Source organism: Nocardiopsis kunsanensis DSM 44524 (genome assembly GCF_000340965.1).
Classification (GTDB): domain Bacteria; phylum Actinomycetota; class Actinomycetes; order Streptosporangiales; family Streptosporangiaceae; genus Nocardiopsis; species Nocardiopsis kunsanensis.
In genome coordinates this window covers 23,213-39,709 of record NZ_ANAY01000046.1, presented here as the reverse complement: position 1 = coordinate 39,709, position 16,497 = coordinate 23,213, and the positions used below count along the sequence as shown (strand labels likewise).

Annotated in this window: 17 protein-coding genes; 11 read left to right on the top strand and 6 right to left on the bottom strand. The window is 69.6% G+C overall.

What is annotated here, in order from left to right; all coding sequences use genetic code 11:
* Nucleotides 1–139: 139 nt before the first annotated feature.
* The 5 genes from D456_RS0121820 to D456_RS0121800 all read left to right on the top strand — a co-directional run bounded on the left by D456_RS0121820 (nucleotide 140) and on the right by D456_RS0121800 (nucleotide 3,587).
* Nucleotides 140–364 carry a hypothetical protein gene (locus tag D456_RS0121820; RefSeq protein ID WP_152442649.1) on the top strand — a complete coding sequence of 75 codons (225 nt, stop codon included), beginning with the start codon at nucleotides 140–142 and terminating at the stop codon, nucleotides 362–364.
* On the top strand, nucleotides 364–549 hold the full coding sequence (locus D456_RS0121815; protein ID WP_026116114.1) for a hypothetical protein: 186 nt from the start codon (nucleotides 364–366) through the stop codon (nucleotides 547–549). The genes D456_RS0121820 and D456_RS0121815 overlap by 1 nt, the downstream gene beginning before the upstream one ends.
* Before the next feature lie 67 nt (nucleotides 550–616).
* Nucleotides 617–1,762 carry a lysozyme family protein gene (locus D456_RS25240; RefSeq protein WP_017578301.1) on the top strand — a complete coding sequence of 382 codons (1,146 nt, stop codon included), beginning with the start codon at nucleotides 617–619 and terminating at the stop codon, nucleotides 1,760–1,762.
* Nucleotides 1,763–1,827: 65 nt separating this feature from the next.
* Nucleotides 1,828–3,051 carry a hypothetical protein gene (locus D456_RS26730; RefSeq protein WP_152442648.1) on the top strand — a complete coding sequence of 408 codons (1,224 nt, stop codon included), beginning with the start codon at nucleotides 1,828–1,830 and terminating at the stop codon, nucleotides 3,049–3,051.
* A 245-nt stretch (nucleotides 3,052–3,296) separates the two neighbouring features.
* Entirely contained in the window at nucleotides 3,297–3,587 is a 291-nt protein-coding gene (locus D456_RS0121800) for a hypothetical protein (protein WP_152442647.1), read from the top strand.
* A gap of 18 nt (nucleotides 3,588–3,605) precedes the next feature.
* On the opposite strand, the gene D456_RS0121795 is transcribed toward D456_RS0121800, so the two are convergent.
* Both D456_RS0121795 and yczE read right to left on the bottom strand, forming a co-directional pair.
* A complete protein-coding gene (locus tag D456_RS0121795) occupies nucleotides 3,606–5,411 on the bottom strand; it encodes a glycoside hydrolase family 15 protein (protein WP_017578298.1) in 1,806 nt (601 codons plus the stop codon).
* 304 nt (nucleotides 5,412–5,715) lie between these two features.
* Complete coding sequence (gene yczE / locus D456_RS0121790) at nucleotides 5,716–6,402, bottom strand: membrane protein YczE (RefSeq protein WP_017578297.1); 687 nt, start codon at nucleotides 6,400–6,402, stop codon at nucleotides 5,716–5,718.
* Nucleotides 6,403–6,550: 148 nt separating this feature from the next.
* On the opposite strand from yczE, the gene yczR reads away from it, so the two are divergent.
* Nucleotides 6,551–8,011: a MocR-like transcription factor YczR gene (yczR, locus tag D456_RS0121785; RefSeq protein WP_017578296.1), complete on the top strand. Its 1,461-nt coding sequence runs from the start codon at nucleotides 6,551–6,553 to the stop codon at nucleotides 8,009–8,011.
* 40 nt (nucleotides 8,012–8,051) lie between these two features.
* Here the strand turns inward: yczR and D456_RS0121780 are convergent, their stop codons facing one another.
* On the bottom strand, nucleotides 8,052–8,873 hold the full coding sequence (locus tag D456_RS0121780) for an alpha/beta hydrolase (RefSeq protein WP_017578295.1): 822 nt from the start codon (nucleotides 8,871–8,873) through the stop codon (nucleotides 8,052–8,054).
* Between the two features lie 305 nt (nucleotides 8,874–9,178).
* Between D456_RS0121780 and moaA the strand changes: the two genes are divergently transcribed.
* The 4 genes from moaA (at nucleotide 9,179) to mobA (ending at nucleotide 13,530) form a co-directional block, all read left to right on the top strand.
* A complete protein-coding gene (gene moaA, locus D456_RS0121775; protein WP_026116112.1) occupies nucleotides 9,179–10,186 on the top strand; it encodes a GTP 3',8-cyclase MoaA in 1,008 nt (335 codons plus the stop codon).
* A 146-nt stretch (nucleotides 10,187–10,332) separates the two neighbouring features.
* Nucleotides 10,333–11,622 (top strand): metal-dependent hydrolase family protein, encoded by a 1,290-nt coding sequence (locus D456_RS0121770; RefSeq protein ID WP_017578293.1) that lies wholly within the window; start codon nucleotides 10,333–10,335, stop codon nucleotides 11,620–11,622.
* A gap of 100 nt (nucleotides 11,623–11,722) precedes the next feature.
* Nucleotides 11,723–12,910 (top strand): RtcB family protein, encoded by a 1,188-nt coding sequence (locus D456_RS0121765; protein ID WP_017578292.1) that lies wholly within the window; start codon nucleotides 11,723–11,725, stop codon nucleotides 12,908–12,910.
* Between the two features lie 35 nt (nucleotides 12,911–12,945).
* On the top strand, nucleotides 12,946–13,530 hold the full coding sequence (mobA, locus tag D456_RS0121760) for a molybdenum cofactor guanylyltransferase (protein ID WP_017578291.1): 585 nt from the start codon (nucleotides 12,946–12,948) through the stop codon (nucleotides 13,528–13,530).
* A gap of 36 nt (nucleotides 13,531–13,566) precedes the next feature.
* On the opposite strand, the gene D456_RS0121755 is transcribed toward mobA, so the two are convergent.
* Nucleotides 13,567–13,773 (bottom strand): hypothetical protein, encoded by a 207-nt coding sequence (locus tag D456_RS0121755; RefSeq protein WP_017578290.1) that lies wholly within the window; start codon nucleotides 13,771–13,773, stop codon nucleotides 13,567–13,569.
* Nucleotides 13,774–14,302: 529 nt separating this feature from the next.
* On the opposite strand from D456_RS0121755, the gene D456_RS0121750 reads away from it, so the two are divergent.
* Nucleotides 14,303–14,512 carry a dodecin gene (locus tag D456_RS0121750; RefSeq protein WP_017578289.1) on the top strand — a complete coding sequence of 70 codons (210 nt, stop codon included), beginning with the start codon at nucleotides 14,303–14,305 and terminating at the stop codon, nucleotides 14,510–14,512.
* A 70-nt stretch (nucleotides 14,513–14,582) separates the two neighbouring features.
* Here D456_RS0121750 and D456_RS0121745 read toward each other — a convergent pair whose 3' ends face one another.
* Together D456_RS0121745 and D456_RS0121740 are read right to left on the bottom strand one after the other, a co-directional pair.
* Nucleotides 14,583–15,368 (bottom strand): hypothetical protein, encoded by a 786-nt coding sequence (locus D456_RS0121745; RefSeq protein ID WP_017578288.1) that lies wholly within the window; start codon nucleotides 15,366–15,368, stop codon nucleotides 14,583–14,585.
* A 121-nt stretch (nucleotides 15,369–15,489) separates the two neighbouring features.
* On the bottom strand, nucleotides 15,490–16,203 hold the full coding sequence (locus tag D456_RS0121740) for a hypothetical protein (protein ID WP_017578287.1): 714 nt from the start codon (nucleotides 16,201–16,203) through the stop codon (nucleotides 15,490–15,492).
* Nucleotides 16,204–16,497: the final 294 nt, after the last annotated feature.

Sequence of the window (16,497 nt, the reverse complement as noted above, 5' to 3'; positions counted from 1 at the left end):
GACCTCGGCGCAGAACGCGTCGAGGTCCTCGCGGAGTTCTTCGACTTCGGTCAGGTCCACCCGTCCATGATGGCGGATCTGAGACGAAGAATCAGGAACTTAACAAAGTACTACCAGTCGTCTGTCCGTGGACGAGACGGTGAACGAGCTCCACGAGGACCTGGAGTCGTGGGAAGAAGATCTGGCCGGGAACGCACAGATCTATCGCATCCAGGCCGACGGTACGGGAAAGATCGATGTTTCCGTTCATCTCCGTACGGCTGCGGTCGGTGCTGAATACGACCTGGGTCCGATGACCGTTTCCCTTTCTGCAACCGAACAAGGGGTATGGGAGGCCAACTCCGTCTACAGGCCGATCCACTGATGGGCACCCGTACGTATGGCCGGTTGCGAAGAGTTCTGCGCAGGATCGTGCTCGGGACCAGGGCAGGTGACCAGGACCGAGGGGCCGCCGTCGTCGTCGCTTCCGGGGCCCTCGTCCTGTTTCTCCTCTTGGGGATGCTGGTCGTCGTCGTGATGTTCGGCGGTGGGTCGGGGGGGTGCGTGTGAGCCCGGAGAAGCAGGCCGGAACAGCGAGGACGCGGATCAACCCGATGCGGCTGGTAGCGCGGAAGATTTGAACATCCCAGAGGACTACCTCGAGGCCTACCAGAGGATCGGTGCGGAATTCGGGGTCCCGTGGAACATCCTTGCCGGGGTCGGAGAACAGGAGAGCTCGCACGGGGAAGCTGAGAACAGCCCCAGCACCACTCACGGGACCAACACCAAGGGCGCTGCCGGCCCTATGCAGATCGGGATCGATATTTCCCAGGACGCCGGTAACAGCTGGTCCTATCCGCCGCACGACTACGGGAGCACCAAGTATCCCGAGGACGACTTCGAGACCTTCTGGGACAACCCCGGGGCCAGGCACGACGAGCCGGGTATGTGGTACCCGATCGCTGCCGACGGAGACGGCGACGGGTATATGGACGTCTGCAACAAGGACGACGCCATCAAGGGTGCGACGGGATACCTGATCTACCTCGGTGTCCAGGAAGACGCCCGGCACGCGCTCCAGTCCTACAACAGTGGCCCAAAACCCTTGACAGAGGGGCACGTAACATACAGTTATGCAGATTCTGTTATTGAACATGCTGAGAGATATGCCGATGGCGACTTCGAGGTTGTGACCAAGGACGGCGATGACCCCGAAGATTCCTTCGGGTCCAGTAGTGACCGGGTTTCCTGCTCCGAGGCCTCGACATCGAGCGTCAGTATGGGCGACCTGTCGGTGGAACCCCAGGACTTCGAGGTCAGCGATCTGATCAACGAACCACGAGGTGAATGTGCGGTCGCCGGTTCTTCCGTCAACCCTCAATCGATCAGGCCGCTTGCCTGTGAGGCCAATAAAGTGATCTACGACCGCTTTTCGGAAGGGATATCCACTGTCCACGGGGACCGGTGCCCGACCGATGACGGTGGTAGGCATCCCCAAGGCCTTGCGATGGATTATATGATCAACGGCGGTGGGGAAATGCCGAGCAGCGAACAACGGGCCCACGGGGACGAAATCGCGAACTGGGTGATGGTGAACCACGAGCAGCTGGGGGTTCGTTACATCATCTGGTACAAGAAGATCTGGGAGATCTCCCGGTACGGCGGACCCGTCGAATGGGAGAGCTGGAAGAACTACACACGCGGAAGTGACGTGACGACGCACCATTACGACCACGTTCACGTCTCCTTCGAGGGGAACACCGTATCGAACCCCTGCGGGTGAACAGGGGCACGACCCCTTGATCTTCATCCCTCCGTTCCCGCCGGTCAGGACGAAAGGAGACGGCGATGGCTGAACAGAACAACAATGCGCCGATCGACCCGCAGGGGCGCGATGCCATGACCGATGCTGCCCGTCCGTTGGTGGAGAGCGCATGGCGGGGAACACGGGACCCGGCCCCCTGGCGTGAGGCGCAGCAGAAGGACCAGCAGCGCAGCCGTAGAGGGACAGGCCTGGCTCGTGCGATCGGGGCGATCATCGCGCGTATCGTAGCCTTCCTCCGGCGCCTCTTCACCGGTAGGGAGCCGACGGAGAAAGAAGGGCAGCGTCGGGGCGTGGCCAGCTCTCGCCCCGGTCCGGGCAGGATGCTGTTCCGAGCTCTGCGCTCGGCCGTGGCACGACGCCCCCAACGCCGGCAGGCACGGCAGAACCGGCGGGTGCGACGTGCGAGGAACCGCCTGGACCGGGCAGAACGCAGGCTGGAACGGGCCGGGAAGCGCCGGTCCGGGGCCCAGGAGAAGCTGGAACAGCGCAGACAAGGGCGGGGCACGTCGAGCCGCGGTGGCCGGAAGGAGGCCGGAAGGCCCACACGCCGGGTCGAGCGGGGACGGCAGCGCAACCAGCGCCGTGTGCACGTTGCCCGGGGTCGGAAGGACCGGGCCCGGATCCGGCTGGACCGGGCCGAGCGGCGCGCGAGCTCCGGGGACCGACGAGCCAATGGTGCGGAGCGGCGTCAGGAGCGCGGGAAACGCCGGGTGGAGCGGGCCCGGCTCCGTGTCGGCCGTGCCGAACGCAGGGCCGAACGTGTTCAGGGCAAGCAGGGCGCGGCCAACGCGCGCATGAAGCAGGCGGGTGAGAAGAACCGGGCCTCGGTCGGACGTGCGGCACGGCGGAGCGCACGGTCACTGAGGCGGGCAGAGCGTGCGGACCGCCGGGCCCAGAAGGGGGTGGAACGTGCGCAGGACCGGGTCGAACGGACGCAACAGCACCTCGGGAAGGCCGAGGCGAAGGTCGGTACGGCACCTTCCGACAGGCCCCGGGACGGCACTACAGGTGCGCCCGAACCGGGTGCACGAGAGCAGCGGACCGGCGGGACCGGTGAGAACGGTCAGGAACGTCCACGGCAGAACCGGGAGTCCGAACGCAGCGCCCTGTCCGAGAAGAACCTGGCGGTCTTCGGCCGGGAGCGGGGCAGGAACACCGGGCACGGCCCCGGCCAGGACTCGGGCCGGGGCATGGACCACCGGCGCAGGGACACCGATGCGCGGACCGACACGGCCAACAAGCTCTGAAAGGACGGTCGCACATGGCCGCGACGAAGAAGGATCTCCCGCAGCGAGCGCTTTCGGGCCGAGGTCACGGAGGAAGTAGAGCCCGGGGCCGCAGCGGCGGCAGCGGGGCCCGCAGAACCGGTACGAGGGGCCGTGCAGGTGGTGAGGGGACCCGGCCCCACCAGGGGCAGGACCACTCCACGGGCGAGGACCTGTCGGCACACCGGTCCGACACGCGAGGCCGTGACTTCCCCTACCCGGTGGAGGTGGCCGTCGAAGACACACGGGTGGCCGCGTACGAGCGTGGGGTCGGCCGGACCGAAGGCCGAACCGATGCGCTGAACAAGGAGCCGTCCCTGGGGTCGGAGCACACGCAAGGAGACGGAGCGGACCGGAGCGCCCAGCCGCAAGGGCAGAACTCCGAGAAGGAAAGGGCTGCCCAGGGCCAGGACAGCGCTGTGCCGATCGAGTCGGCCCTGGCCGTCGTGGGACAGGTCGCTCTGGCGGCCGACATCTCTGCCCACCAGTCGCCCGCTCGGTCGGCGGCCCTCGGCTGACCTCCGTGCGTGTCCGGCCTACTCCACGCGCCAGCCCCCGCGCCGGGTGGCCAGGTTCAGGGCGGTGGTCACCAGGGGCACGTGGCTGAAGGCCTGCGGGAAGTTGCCGACCTGGCGTCCGGCGTGCGGGTCCCACTCCTCGGCGAGCAACCCGACGTCGTTGCGCAGCGACAGCAGGCGCTCGAAGAGCTCGTGGGCCTCCTCCTCGCGGCCGATGGACAGCAGCGCGTTGGACATCCAGAAACTGCAGGCCAGGAACGCGCCCTCCTCGCCCGGGAGCTGGTCGGCGGAGCTCTCCAGGTCGGTGCGGTAACGCAGCACGAACCCGTCCACCATGAGCTCCTCGCGGATCGCCTCGATCGTGCCGACCACACGGGGATCGTCGTAGGGCAGGAACCCGACCTCGGGGATCAGCAGGAGGGCGGCGTCCAGTTCCTTGCTGCCGTAGTACTGCGTGAAGGTGTTGCGCTGGGGGTCGTAGCCGTACTCGCAGACCTCGGCGTGGATGGTGTCGCGCAGGGCCCGCCACCGTTCGACGGGCCCCTCCTTGCGGAACTCCTCGATGCTGCGCACCGCCCGGTCGGCCGCCACCCACGCCATGACCTTGGAGTGCACGAAGTGCTGGCGCGGGCCGCGTACCTCCCACAGGCCCTCGTCGGGCTCGTCCCAGCACCATTCCAGGTAGTTGACGAGGGAACGCTGCAGCCCCCACAGGTGGTCGCCGCCGCGGATACCGTTGCGCCGGGCCAGATGCAGAACGTCCATGACCTCGCCGTAGACGTCGAGCTGGTACTGGCCCACCGCCGCGTTGCCGATCCGGACCGGGCGCGAGCCCTCGTAGCCGGGGAGCCAGTCGGCCTCCCACTCGGTCAGCCGCCGTTCGCCCCGGATCCCGTACATGATCTGCATGAGCTGGGGTTCGCCGGCCACCGCACGCACGAGCCACTCGCGCCAGGCCCGGGCCTCCTCCTGGTAACCGGAGCGGATGAGCGCCTCCAAGGTGATCGTGGCGTCGCGCAGCCAGCAGAACCGGTAGTCCCAGTTGCGGACCCCGCCGATCTCCTCGGGGAGCGAGGTGGTGGGGGCGGCCACGATCCCGCCGGTGGGGCGGTAGGTCAGCGCCTTGAGGGTGATCAGGGAACGCACGACCGCTTCGCGGTAAATGCCCTCGTAGGAACACTGGGCCACCCAGCTCTCCCAGAAGCGTTGGGTGCGCGAGAGGGCCTTCTCCGCGTCCAGGTGGTCGGACTCCTCCACCTGGGAGGGGTGCCAGGTCAGCACGAAGGGCACCCGCTGGCCGGCGGTGACGGTGAAGGTCGCGTCGTGGGTGAAGTTGTGCCCGAACAGTTCCACGGGGGCGCTCAGCCACACGGCGTCCGGGCCGGCGATGGCGACCAGTTCGGTACCGGCCCAGTGCACCCACGGAACCACGTGGCCGTGGTCGAAGCGCAGCCGCAGGCTGGTCTCCATCTGCACCGACCCGCTCACGCCCTCGACGATGCGCACCACGTGCGGGGCGCCCCCGCGCGGGGGCATGAAGTCGATGACGCGGACCGTTCCGGTGTCGGTGTCCCACTCCGACTCCAGGATGAGCGTCTCGGTCCGGTACCCGCGCCGGGTGGCCTCGCGCGGGCCCTGGGCCGGGCGCATGGTCCAGCACCCGTTCTGGTCGTCGCCGAGCAGAGCGGCAAAACACGAGGAGGAGTCGAAGTCGGGCAGACACATCCAATCCACCGACCCGTCCCGGCCGATCAGAGCGGCGGTCTGCATGTCGCCGATGAGTGCGTAGTCCTCGATCCGTCCGGGCACGCGGCTCACCCCCATCACGTCGTCACGGTCACTACGCTGGGCGCCCGCCGCCGGTCCGGAACCGGGCTCTCGGTGCCGGTACGGGTCGCGTCGTGCACACCCGTCACTGCCTCACCGACTATGTGCCCAGGAGGGGGCGACCGAAAAGGCCGGTCCGGCAGCTCCCTCCGGACCGGACTCCGGTCGTCGCCGCTGCCCATCCTCCCCTTCCGTGCGGGCAGTGGCCACCATGTACGCGGGGCGCGCGTGTATGCGGCGAACTGTCGCGGCGATGGCGGCTCTTCGCGCGTGCAGGCGCCATGGCCCGGCGCCCCTCGCCTCACGAGGTCCGAGGGGCCGGGGACCGCGGCGGCCGCGGCGGCTCGGACATGCGCATCAACGGCAGGAAGACCTGGGTCAGGGGGCCGATCGCCAGCATGAACACGACCGTCCCCACCCCCACGGTCCCGCCGAGGAGGAAACCGAGCAGGGCCACGGTCACCTCGATGAGCGTGCGTGCGAGGCGGATGGAGAGGCCGAGGCCGGCCAGACCGGTCATGAGGCCGTCCCGCGGTCCCGGGCCGAGCCCCACCCCGATGTAGCACCCCGTGGCCACGGCGCACACCAGGACCCCCAGGGCCAACAGGAGCAGGCGGAGCGGCATCAGGTCGGTCGTGGGCAGCAGCCACAGAGACAGGTCCACCGACAACCCGATCACGATCACGTTGCTCAGTGTGCCCAGCCCGGCCTTCTGGCGCAGGGGGATCCACAACAGCATGAGCAGGGTGCCGATGATGATGCTCCAGGTGCCGATGGACAGCCCCGTCTGCAGGGACAATCCCTGGTGCAGCACGTCCCAGGGCATCGCGCCCAGGTCCGAGCGGAGCAGAAGGGCACCACTGAGCCCGTACAGGTACAGACCGACGTAGAGCTGTGCGAGGCGGCGCAGACGGGGGCGCGGCAGCACAGGGGTGATCAACAGCCGCTGGACCAGGGCGGGGGCCGAGCGGCGGGACGGTGCGGACAAGGGAACCCTTTCGTCGATCGAACAGATCGGGTGGTCGGATGAAAGGCCTACGGGCGGGCCGATTCCGTATACTGGCTCAGCGCGTGGCCGGACGAAAAGAGCCAATCCGAGAAACTGGCCCGTTCCGTTGCCGGGGAAGGGGACTCACATGGCGAGGCAGCGTACCGACCGCCCGGGGACCGGGGCAGGCACACGCCGCATCAACGGCACGCTCCTGGCACGACTGATCGGCGCATCCCCCGTCCAACGCCCCTATTATCTCGCGATCGCCCGGGCCGTGAGCGGACTGGTCCTGGACGGACGGGTGCCCACCCACACCCGGCTGCCCGCCGAACGCGACCTGGCCACCGCGCTGGGGGTCAGCCGCAACACCGTCACCGCGGCCTACGCCTGGCTGCGGGACCACCGCTTCCTCGACAGCAGGCAGGGTGCGGGGAGCTGGACCGCGCTGCCCGACAGCGGGAGCAAGGGCCCCGTCTCGTTCGCACCCACCACCGAGCACATCGATCTCGGGGTGGCCGCACCGCCGGCCGTCGACGGTCTGCGCGAGGCCTCCTTCCACGCCTCCGAACAGCTCGCCGCGCACATCGGCGGGATCGGTTACTACCCCTACGGCCTGCCCGAACTGCGCCACGCCATCGCCCGGCGCTACGTGGAGCGCGGCCTGCCCACCACCCCCGAACAGATCTTCGTCACCAACGGGGCCCAGCAGGCGATCACCCTGGCCATGGACATGCTCCTGCAGGAGGGCGACCAAGTGCTGGTGGAGTCGCCCACCTACCCGCACGCCTCGGACGCCGTACGCCGCAACGGGGCCAGGATCCGCACCACCGGCACCACCCCGCAGGGTTGGGACATGGAGTACCTGGTGGAGGCCTTCCGCCAGTGGAAACCCGCCCTGGCCTACATGATCCCGGACTTCCAGAACCCGACGGGTGCGCTCATGGACGACGACGAGCGCCGGGTGCTGGTACGCGAGGCCCGAAGGGCAGGAACCCACCTGCTCGTCGACGAGTCCGTTGCGGAACTGGGCATCGACTCGGGCGACCTGCCCGCCCCGGTGGCCGCCCACGACCCCGACGGGCGTGTGCTGACGGTGGGTTCGGTCGCCAAACTCCTGTGGGGCGGCCTGCGGGTGGGATGGATCCGGGCCACCGCGCCGACCGTGGCCCGGCTCATGTCGGTACGGCAACGCTTCGATCTGGCCGGTTCGGTCCACGACCAGCTCACGGCCACACACCTGCTGGCCGACGTGCTGCGTATCCGAGCCGAACGCAGCCGCCAGTTGCGCCGCAACCGCGACGCCTTGGTCGAAGCGCTGCGCAAACGCCTGCCGTCCTGGCGTCCGAACGTGCCTCCGGGCGGCCTGGTGGTGTGGGCCGCGATGCCCCAACCGGTCGCCACCGCCCTGGCCGAGACGGCGGCCCGGCACGGGGTGCACCCGGCGGCCGGACCGGTCTTCGGTACCGACGGCACACTGGAACACCACCTGCGCCTGTCCTACACCCAACCGCCGCAGGTGCTGGCCGATGCGGTGGACCGGCTGGCCGCGGCCTACGGAGAGACCTTGGACCACCCCGCCCAACCGCGCGGCCGCCTCTACGTCTGAGGGGCCGTGCCCGGCGCGGGGCCCGGCACGGCCCGACCGATCACAGCGAGAACCGGCCGGCGAAACGCGTCACCTCGGCCAGGACCTCGTCCCGGTTGGTCTCGTTGAAGATCTCGTGGCGGGCCCCGGGGAAGATCCGGGCGCTCACGTCCTCACCGGCCAGTGCTTCGATCCCCACGGCCGTGTCGGAGACCGGTACCAACTGGTCGTCGGAGCCGTGCAGCCACAGCAGCGGCAGCGATCCGATCGATCCCGCCCGGCGCCCGCGGTCCAGCTCCGTCATGAGGGCCTCGACGGTGGGGCGCTTGAAGGGCCCGTGCCAGACCAGTTCGTCCTCGGTGTAGGCCCGCCCCACCGCGGGGTCGCGCGAGAGCGTGGCCGGGTCGATGGGGGCGTCGGGGATCTCCTCGGCCGCCTGCATCTGCTCCAGGGCGCTCCACCGGCCCAGGACCGGACCCGAGAGCACCAGCGCCTGGACGGCCTCGGGGTGGGCCTGGGCGTAGCGCGCGGCGATGAGCCCGCCCATCGAGTGGCCGATCAACACCAGGGGGAGGTTGCGGTAGGCGGTGCGGGCCTGGGAGACGATCCGGTGCACGTCCTCGACCACGCCGCTGTAGTCGTCGATGAGGACCCGCTCGCCCGAGGAGTTGCCGTGCCCGCGGTGGTCGGCCCCGTAGACCACCGCCCCTGCGGCGACCAGGTCCTCGGCGACCGCGTGGTAGCGGCCCAGGTGTTCGCCGTAGCCGTGCACCAGGATCGCCAGCCAGGTCGGTTCGCTCCCGGCCCGGGCCCAGGCCCGTGCAGCCAGCTTGGCCGTTCCGGCGGGGTCGCCCGCCACGGCCCACTCGCGTGTGGTGATCACCGTGTTGTGCCTCCTCGTTCCGTTTCCTCGTCTGGGAGCATCTGTTCGACGGCCCCAGGATCCGTCCACCGAACGAAGCCTAGAGGTCGGGGAGAGGCATCGGGCGCGTAACGATCGGGGGTGGCCACGCCGTCAAAGCTCTCAGCAGGATCTATTGTTCCCTCAAAGCTCGTGAACCGTTCGATATGGCATATATCAGTTACCCACTGTTAAATGGGATTTTTTGTGCTAAACAGTGAGTAACGCTCGGGTGGGTAAAAACACGTACAGACCTCCCGAAAGCTCAATGTGGAGAGGGGACGCCCGTGCTGGCCGACTCCTATGGCCGAGTGGCGACCGACCTTCGAGTGTCGCTCACCGACCGCTGCAACCTCAGGTGCACCTACTGCATGCCGCCCGAGGGACTGGAGTGGCTCCCCAAACCGGAGCTGCTCACCGACGACGAACTACTCCGGCTCATCGACATCGGTGTCACCCGGCTCGGTATCACCGAGGTCCGCTTCACCGGCGGTGAGCCCCTCCTGCGCCGAGGTCTGCCCGACATCCTCGCCGGTACCACCGCCCTGCGCCCCCGTCCGCGCACGGCCCTGACCACCAACGCCATCGGGCTGGCGCGCACCGCGAACGCCCTGGCCGAGGCCGGCCTCGACCGCGTCAACGTCTCCCTCGACACCCTGCAGCCCGAGATCTTCGAGAAGCTCGCCAGGAGGCGCCGCCTGAACGACGTCCTCGACGGCCTGGCCGCAGCGGCCGACGCAGGGCTCACCCCGGTCAAGGTCAACACCGTCCTCATGCGCGACATGAACGACCACGAGGCCGCCGACCTGCTGCGCTTCAGCATCGAGCACGGCTACGAACTGCGCTTCATCGAGCAGATGCCGCTGGACGCCCAGCACGGCTGGCGCCGCGACACCATGGTCACCGCAGAGGAGATCCTGCGCTCGCTGGAGGCCGAGTTCGACCTCGAGCCCGCTGACGCCGAGACCCGCGGCAGCGCCCCGGCCGAACTCTTCCACGTCAACGGCGAACGCTTCCCCAACGGGGAGACCGCCAACGTCGGTGTCATCGGCTCGGTCACCCGACCCTTCTGCGGGGCCTGCGACCGCGTGCGCCTGACCGCCGACGGCCAGGTGCGCAACTGCCTCTTCGCCCGCGAGGAGTCGGACCTGCGCACCCCGCTGCGTGAGGGCGCCACCGACGAGGAGATCGCCGAACGCTGGAAGGCCGCCGTGGCCCCCAAGCTGCCCGGCCACGGCATCAACGACCCCAGCTTCCTGCAGCCGGCCCGGCCCATGTCGGCGATCGGAGGCTGACCCGAGCAGAGCACGGGCGCCGGGGCGGTACCGACCGCCCCGGCGCCCGCTCGTGCCCATGAGCAGGGGTGAAGGCACACGGTCACGGGTATGGCACTCGGACTCGCCCCGCCCGGAACGGCCGGGCCCGACAGGAGGAGCGCGGAATGAGTGCCGTGCCGGCTTGCGAACCCGTTCTGTTCCGTGGCGTACGGGTCTTCGACGGCGTGGGAGAGGAGCTCTCGCAGCTCCGCGACGTCTACATCGAGAACCGCCGTATCGCCGACCCCTCCACCCGCCCCGACCCCGACGCCCGTGTGCTCGACGCCGAGGGCCGGGTGCTCATGCCCGGCCTCACCGACGCGCACGTGCACCTGTTCGGTATCGGTTCCACACAGGCCGAACTGCTGCTGGGACCCACCGGACTGGGGTACTACAACGCCCTGGCCGAGGCCGAAGGCATGCTCATGCGCGGCTTCACCACCGTGCGCGACATGGGCGGCGACACCGGCGCCCTCAAGCAGGTCCTCGACGCGGGTCTCTTCCCGGGACCACGCATCTACCCCAGCCAGGCCACCATCTCCCAGACCTCCGGACACGGTGATTTCTCAGCCGTCCACGAGAGCCCGCTGCCCCTGGGCGGCAGACCCACCAGGGCCGAGGACATCGGTTTCACCAGGATCGCCGACGGGGTCCCCCGCGTACTGACCGCAGTACGGGAACAGCTCAAGAAGGGCGCCAGCCAGATCAAGGTCATGGCCGGCGGGGGAGCGGCCTCCAGCTACGACCCCCTCGACGTGGTCCAGTACACCGCCGACGAACTCCGTGCCGCCGTCCAGGCCGCCCGGGACTGGGGCACCTACGTGGCGGTACACGTCTACAACACCGCGGGCGTCCGCCGCGCGGTCGAGGCAGGGGTCGCCTCCATCGAACACGGCCACCTCGCCGACGAGGAGACCATCGCCCTGCTCGCCGAGCACGGTGTATGGCTGAGTACCCAGCCCTTCCTGGAGAGCGACCACGTCTACGCCTCACCCGACTCGGCAGCCAAGAACAGGGAGATCTGTGACGGTGTCGCCCGGACCCTCGAATGGGCACGCCGGTTCGGCGTCCGCCTGGCCTTCGGTACCGACCTGCTGCTGGATCCCGCATCGGCCCACCGCCAGAGCGACATGTTCGTGCGCCTGAACACCGAGTTCGGTTTCAGCGCCGTGCAGGCCCTGCGCACCGCCACCTCCGGCAACGCCGGACTCTTCGCCACGGCCGGAGCACGGGACCCTTACCGGGACGCACGCCTGGGAGTGATCGACACCGGCGCCTGGGCCGACGTGCTGCTCGTGGAAGGCGACCCCACCCAGGACCTGAGCCTCCTTGCCGACCCCGCACACGCCCTTGCGGTGATCGTCAAGGACGGGCGCGTGTACAAGGACGCTCTCACCGGGGCCGGCCGCAGCTGAGCCCCGAGAACCGGTTGCCGCTTCCCTCCCGGTCCCGGCGCGGAGCGGCGCACCGGCCCGCGCCGTCCACGCCACGGATCGGAAGGAAGAGGAAACGGCGATGTCCCACCGAGAGGTGCCCGGCACTCATGTGCCCATCCGCATGTGGGCCGACCCCGACGAGGTCGACGAGCAGGTGATGGGCCAGCTCCGCAACATCAGCGGGGTCCCCTGGGTACACGGTCTGGCCGTCATGCCCGACGTGCACTTCGGCAAGGGGGCCACCGTGGGATCGGTGATCGCCATGCGCGATGCCGTCAGCCCCGCCGCGGTCGGCGTCGACATCGGCTGCGGGATGACCGCCGTGCGCACCGGGCTGCGCGCCGAGGACCTGCCCGACGACCTGCGCCGCCTGCGCTCGGCCCTGGAAGCGGCCGTGCCCGTCGGCTTCGCCATGCACGACGACGGGGTCGACCCGGCCTCCCTGCCGCTGCTGGAGGAACGCGACTGGGACCGTTTCTGGGCCGCCTTCGACGACCTGGCACCGAGCGTGCACCACCGCCGCGACCGCGCCCACCGGCAGATGGGTACCCTCGGCGGGGGCAACCATTTCCTCGAGGTGTGCCTGGACGAGGGCGGGCAGGTGTGGGTCGTGCTCCACTCGGGTTCGCGCAACATCGGCAACGAACTGGCCGCCCACCACATCGAACAGGCCCGTTCCCTGCCGCACAACCAGGATCTTCCCGACCGCGACCTGGCCGTGTTCGTCTCCCGGACACCGGAGATGGAGGCCTACCGCCGCGACCTGTTCTGGGCCCAGGAGTACGCCAAGCGCAACCGCGACGTCATGATGGCCCTGGCCTGCCGCGCCGTTGTCGAGCAGATCCCGCGCACGACCTTCGAGCAGTGGATCTCCTGCCACCACAACTACGTGGCCGAGGAGACCTACGACGGCACGGACCTGCTCGTCACCCGCAAGGGCGCCATCCGCGCGGGCAAGGGGGAGTACGGCGTCATCCCCGGCAGCATGGCCACCGGCACCTACATCGTCCGCGGGCTGGGCAACCCGGACTCGTTCAACTCCGCCTCCCACGGGGCGGGGCGACGTATGAGCCGCAACAAGGCCCGTCGCACCTTCTCCCGCCGCGACCTGCTCGAGCAGACCCGGGGGGTGGAGTGCCGCAAGGACACCGGCGTCATCGACGAGATCCCCGGGGCCTACAAGGACCTGGAGTCGGTGATGGAGGCCCAGACCGACCTGGTCGAGGTCGTCGCCCACCTGCGCCAGGTGATCTGCGTCAAGGGGTAGGTACGGCGCCCGGGCGGATACGCCATGCTGGGAACATGTACCGCACCGAGCCCGCCCCGCACGAGTCCGTACTGGCCGCCGTCGTCCTCGCCGGAGGGGCCGCCCGCCGGATGGGCGGGGCCGACAAACCCGGACTCGTCGTGGGCGGGCGCACCCTGCTGGAAGGGGTCGTGTCGGCCGTGCGGGCCCACCGCCCCGACACACACGTGGTCGTGGTCGGCCCCGAGCGTCCCAACCCGAGGGCGGAGTACGTCCGTGAGGATCCCCCCGGCGGCGGCCCCGTGCCCGCTCTGCGTGCCGGCCTGGCCCGCGTGCAGGCTCCGTACACGGCCCTGCTGGCGGCCGACCTGCCCCACCTGGGCGCGGCCGCCCTGGCCGCCCTGGAGGGAGCCTGCGCCCCGGGCCACGGCGCCGTCCACTCCGACAGCACCGGACATCCCCAGTGGCTCACCGGCCTCTGGCACACCGGCGCCCTGCGCACGGCTCTGCGCCACTACGAGGGCGCTTCCCTGCGAGGGCTGTTCGGCCCCATGGAGCCCCGACTGGTCCGGTCGGCCGACGACCGTGCCGTCACCGACTGCGACACCCCCGAGGATCTGGAGCGTGCCCGCAACCGGTGAACCCGGCTCCCGCGCCGGCCTTCCGGGCCGACCGGTTCATCCCTCGAAGTTCTCCCAGGCCACGGTCTCGCGCAGGAATCCGCGCATGTCCAAGAAGTTGGCCAGGTACTCGCGGTGTTCCCCGCAGGCCGTCCACACCTTGCGCCGGTCCGGGGTGTGCAGCTTGGGGTTGTTCCACACGAGTGCCCACTCGGCCCCGGCACGGCAGTCCCGCCGTGAGCACTGCGGCTCGGTGGTGTTCATCGTGTGGCCCCCTTGTGTCGGTGAACGTGCTCCGACGGTTCTGCGTCGGTACTGGCTGCAGCGTACCGGGTGCACGAAAAACGGCGCCGGGTGGTTACGGGGGCAAACCACCCGGCGCCGCACACGATGTTTCGACGGGGGCTCGAAACATCGCCCCGCGCTCCGACGGGGGACCGAAGCGCTGCTCCCAATGTACACCGATGTATCCCTCTGTACGTCAAGAGTCAGTTACGACGTTGTCTCGGGACAGTCCCGCCGCAGCGCGGTCCTTCGTCCCGCACCGTGTGCGAAATCGCTTCATGTGCGCAGATGCGGGGCTGTGCCCGGGGCGAACGCCGTGTGTCCAGGGGCACGTCCGTACCGGTCGGGGACCATGTTCCGGCCAAGACGGGTCAAGATTGCGCGATCGGTCATGTAGAGCCCCGAGTGCACGATCGGCCTCCCGTGTGGTTCGTGGGGGACGGGGGCAGGGGGTGAACGAGGCCGTCGGCAGGGCGGCCGGCTGCACCGATCGACACGAGAGGTTGCCATGTCCGACCACACCTACCGGATCACGGAGATCGTCGGAACCTCGCAGGAAGGCGTCGACCAGGCGATCCGCAACGCGATCAGCCGCGCCTCCTCGACCCTGCGCAGTCTGGACTGGTTCGAGGTCAGCGAGGTGCGCGGCCACATCGAGGAGGGCGAGATCGCCCATTTCCAGGTGGGTCTGAAGGTGGGGTTCCGCCTCGACGAGTGAAGCTCCCGGCCGCACCGGGGCGGGGCCGGGGCGCCGGGCCCGCCCCGCCGTGTGCGAGGGGCCGGTCGGCTCAGGCGTGGCCGGGGTCCTCCTCGCCGGCCTGTACGTCCACGTGCACGTGGTCGAGGTGGCGCAGGATCTCGTTGTCGGGGTCGGCGTCGTAGTCGCGCCAACCCATCGACGGGTAGTACGTGCTCCAGATCCGGTCGTCGAAGATGATGACGTCGATCTCGTAGTCGGGCGCGTGGGCGATCAGCCAGTGCGCCATCACCCATCCCGAACGCCGGTTCTCCTCGCTGACCGGACGGAAGAAGGCGTCGATGGCCCGGCCGTCGTAGTGCGCGGACCCCTCACCGTGGCCGGTGTCGTAACCACCGGGTTCGTAGCCCCCCAGGCTCGGCTCGGTGTAGACCTCCTCGATGCCGTCCTTGAGGTTCTGCGCGCGCGGCTTCAGCCCGGACGGCTCCAGCTCCTCCTCCACCTCCAGGTCCGGGTTCTTGGTGGAGCGGCAGCTCAGCGAGGGGCCTGCGTCCTCCTCCGGCCCGTTCTCCAGCACGTCCATGGCTGCGTCGGGGACGTCGCTGGTGTCGGGGGCCTGCACGGGTGAGTCCTCACCCTGGTCGGCGGCCACGGCGGCGGTGGTGGCACGCCGGGCCTGGTCGCGGTCGAGCTGGATCTGCTCGTCGCCGGCCGTGACGGCGCATGCGGGGCCCCACGGTGTGGTGGGGAGGGGGACGCCGGCCCGGTCGATCGCCCAGCGGGTGCCCAGGACCGCGATCACGGAGAGCACGCAGAGGAGCACGATCGAGAGGACGAGGCCGTACCAGCGTCGCTGCGGCGTGGCGGATCTGTGCATAACCCCTTCCCCCGGTCCGGTCCGGGCCGGCCGTGCTCCGACCCGGGTTCCCCATGACACAACGACCAAAGAGCCCATAGATTTCCGGCAAATGGAATCTATTTGCCAGATCACACTCGTCTCACGGCTGCAGGACCGACCACAGGACGAACAACCCGCCCGCCACCAGGGTCAGCGCCCAGATCCGGTCCATGGTCACACCGCGCCACCGCAGGGCGGGTACACCGAAGAAGTCGTAGGCGATCAGCGCCGCCACCCCCGCCGCGCCCAACATCGCCGAAGTGTGCACCCCGGTGGCGAACAGCCCCGTCACGGTCGCGTCCCACAGACTCCAGGAACCCTCGGGAACCGTCGTGGACCCCACCTCGGCCGAAGCCCCGGCCCCGCCGTCGCCGTTGTGCGCCTCGTGTGAGCCGTGGTCGTGGTGGACGTGCGTGAGTTGGCCGGCCATGACCGGAAAGAGCATCAGCCCCGCACCGTGCGCCGAGGACATCAGGAACGCCCACGTGCCCACCTGCCACAACGGCAACCGGATCTCCCGCCAGTGGTAGTGGCGACGTCCCAGCAGCATCCACAGCCCGTACAGGGCGATAGCCGTACCGCACACCACGGGGAGGAGCACCGAGGCCGACAGCGAGCCGGTCACGGTGATCGCGACCGCAGCGATCGCGACGGCCCCCGCGTGCCCGAGCGCGACCATCGGCAAGGAACGCAGGACCTCTGCGCGTCCGCCCTCCTGCAGGCCGCGGGCCACGGCAAGCATCCATCCCATACCGGGATGCAAGCCGTGGAAGGCCCCGAGCGCGATCAGGGTCCAGAGCTGTGCGGCGGTCACCGGACAAGCGTCACACGCCCGTGTTCGAACGACAATGGGACGGAGGGGAACGACCGGTTCCGGTCAACCACGGCGATCGCGGTTCGTTCGGCGCGCCCCGGGCAGGGTGTGCGGTTCGTGGCCGGCGCGGACGGCGCCCGCCGGAGCGGCGAGCACTCCGGCGGGCGGTCCGCGGGGCCGGGCCTGTGCGTCGGTGAAGGACCCCTGCCGGTGTTCTCGAGGCACCGACAAGGACCCTGACCCGGCCTCCGGGGCCCCGGTCCCCGCCCCTCGGCGGGCTCAGGGGTTCACGGA

What these genes read in the sequence shown, in the direction of transcription:
- D456_RS0121815 (WP_026116114.1), top strand. Translation starts at nt 364, where the DNA reads ATGGGCACCCGTACGTATGGCCGGTTGCGAAGAGTTCTGCGCAGGATC.
- D456_RS26730 (WP_152442648.1), top strand. Translation starts at nt 1,828, where the DNA reads ATGGCTGAACAGAACAACAATGCGCCGATCGACCCGCAGGGGCGCGAT.
- D456_RS0121795 (WP_017578298.1), bottom strand. Translation starts at nt 5,411, where the DNA reads ATGGGGGTGAGCCGCGTGCCCGGACGGATCGAGGACTACGCACTCATC.
- yczR (WP_017578296.1), top strand. Translation starts at nt 6,551, where the DNA reads ATGGCGAGGCAGCGTACCGACCGCCCGGGGACCGGGGCAGGCACACGC.
- D456_RS0121770 (WP_017578293.1), top strand. Translation starts at nt 10,333, where the DNA reads ATGAGTGCCGTGCCGGCTTGCGAACCCGTTCTGTTCCGTGGCGTACGG.
- D456_RS0121765 (WP_017578292.1), top strand. Translation starts at nt 11,723, where the DNA reads ATGTCCCACCGAGAGGTGCCCGGCACTCATGTGCCCATCCGCATGTGG.
- mobA (WP_017578291.1), top strand. Translation starts at nt 12,946, where the DNA reads ATGTACCGCACCGAGCCCGCCCCGCACGAGTCCGTACTGGCCGCCGTC.
- D456_RS0121755 (WP_017578290.1), bottom strand. Translation starts at nt 13,773, where the DNA reads ATGAACACCACCGAGCCGCAGTGCTCACGGCGGGACTGCCGTGCCGGG.
- D456_RS0121750 (WP_017578289.1), top strand. Translation starts at nt 14,303, where the DNA reads ATGTCCGACCACACCTACCGGATCACGGAGATCGTCGGAACCTCGCAG.
- D456_RS0121745 (WP_017578288.1), bottom strand. Translation starts at nt 15,368, where the DNA reads ATGCACAGATCCGCCACGCCGCAGCGACGCTGGTACGGCCTCGTCCTC.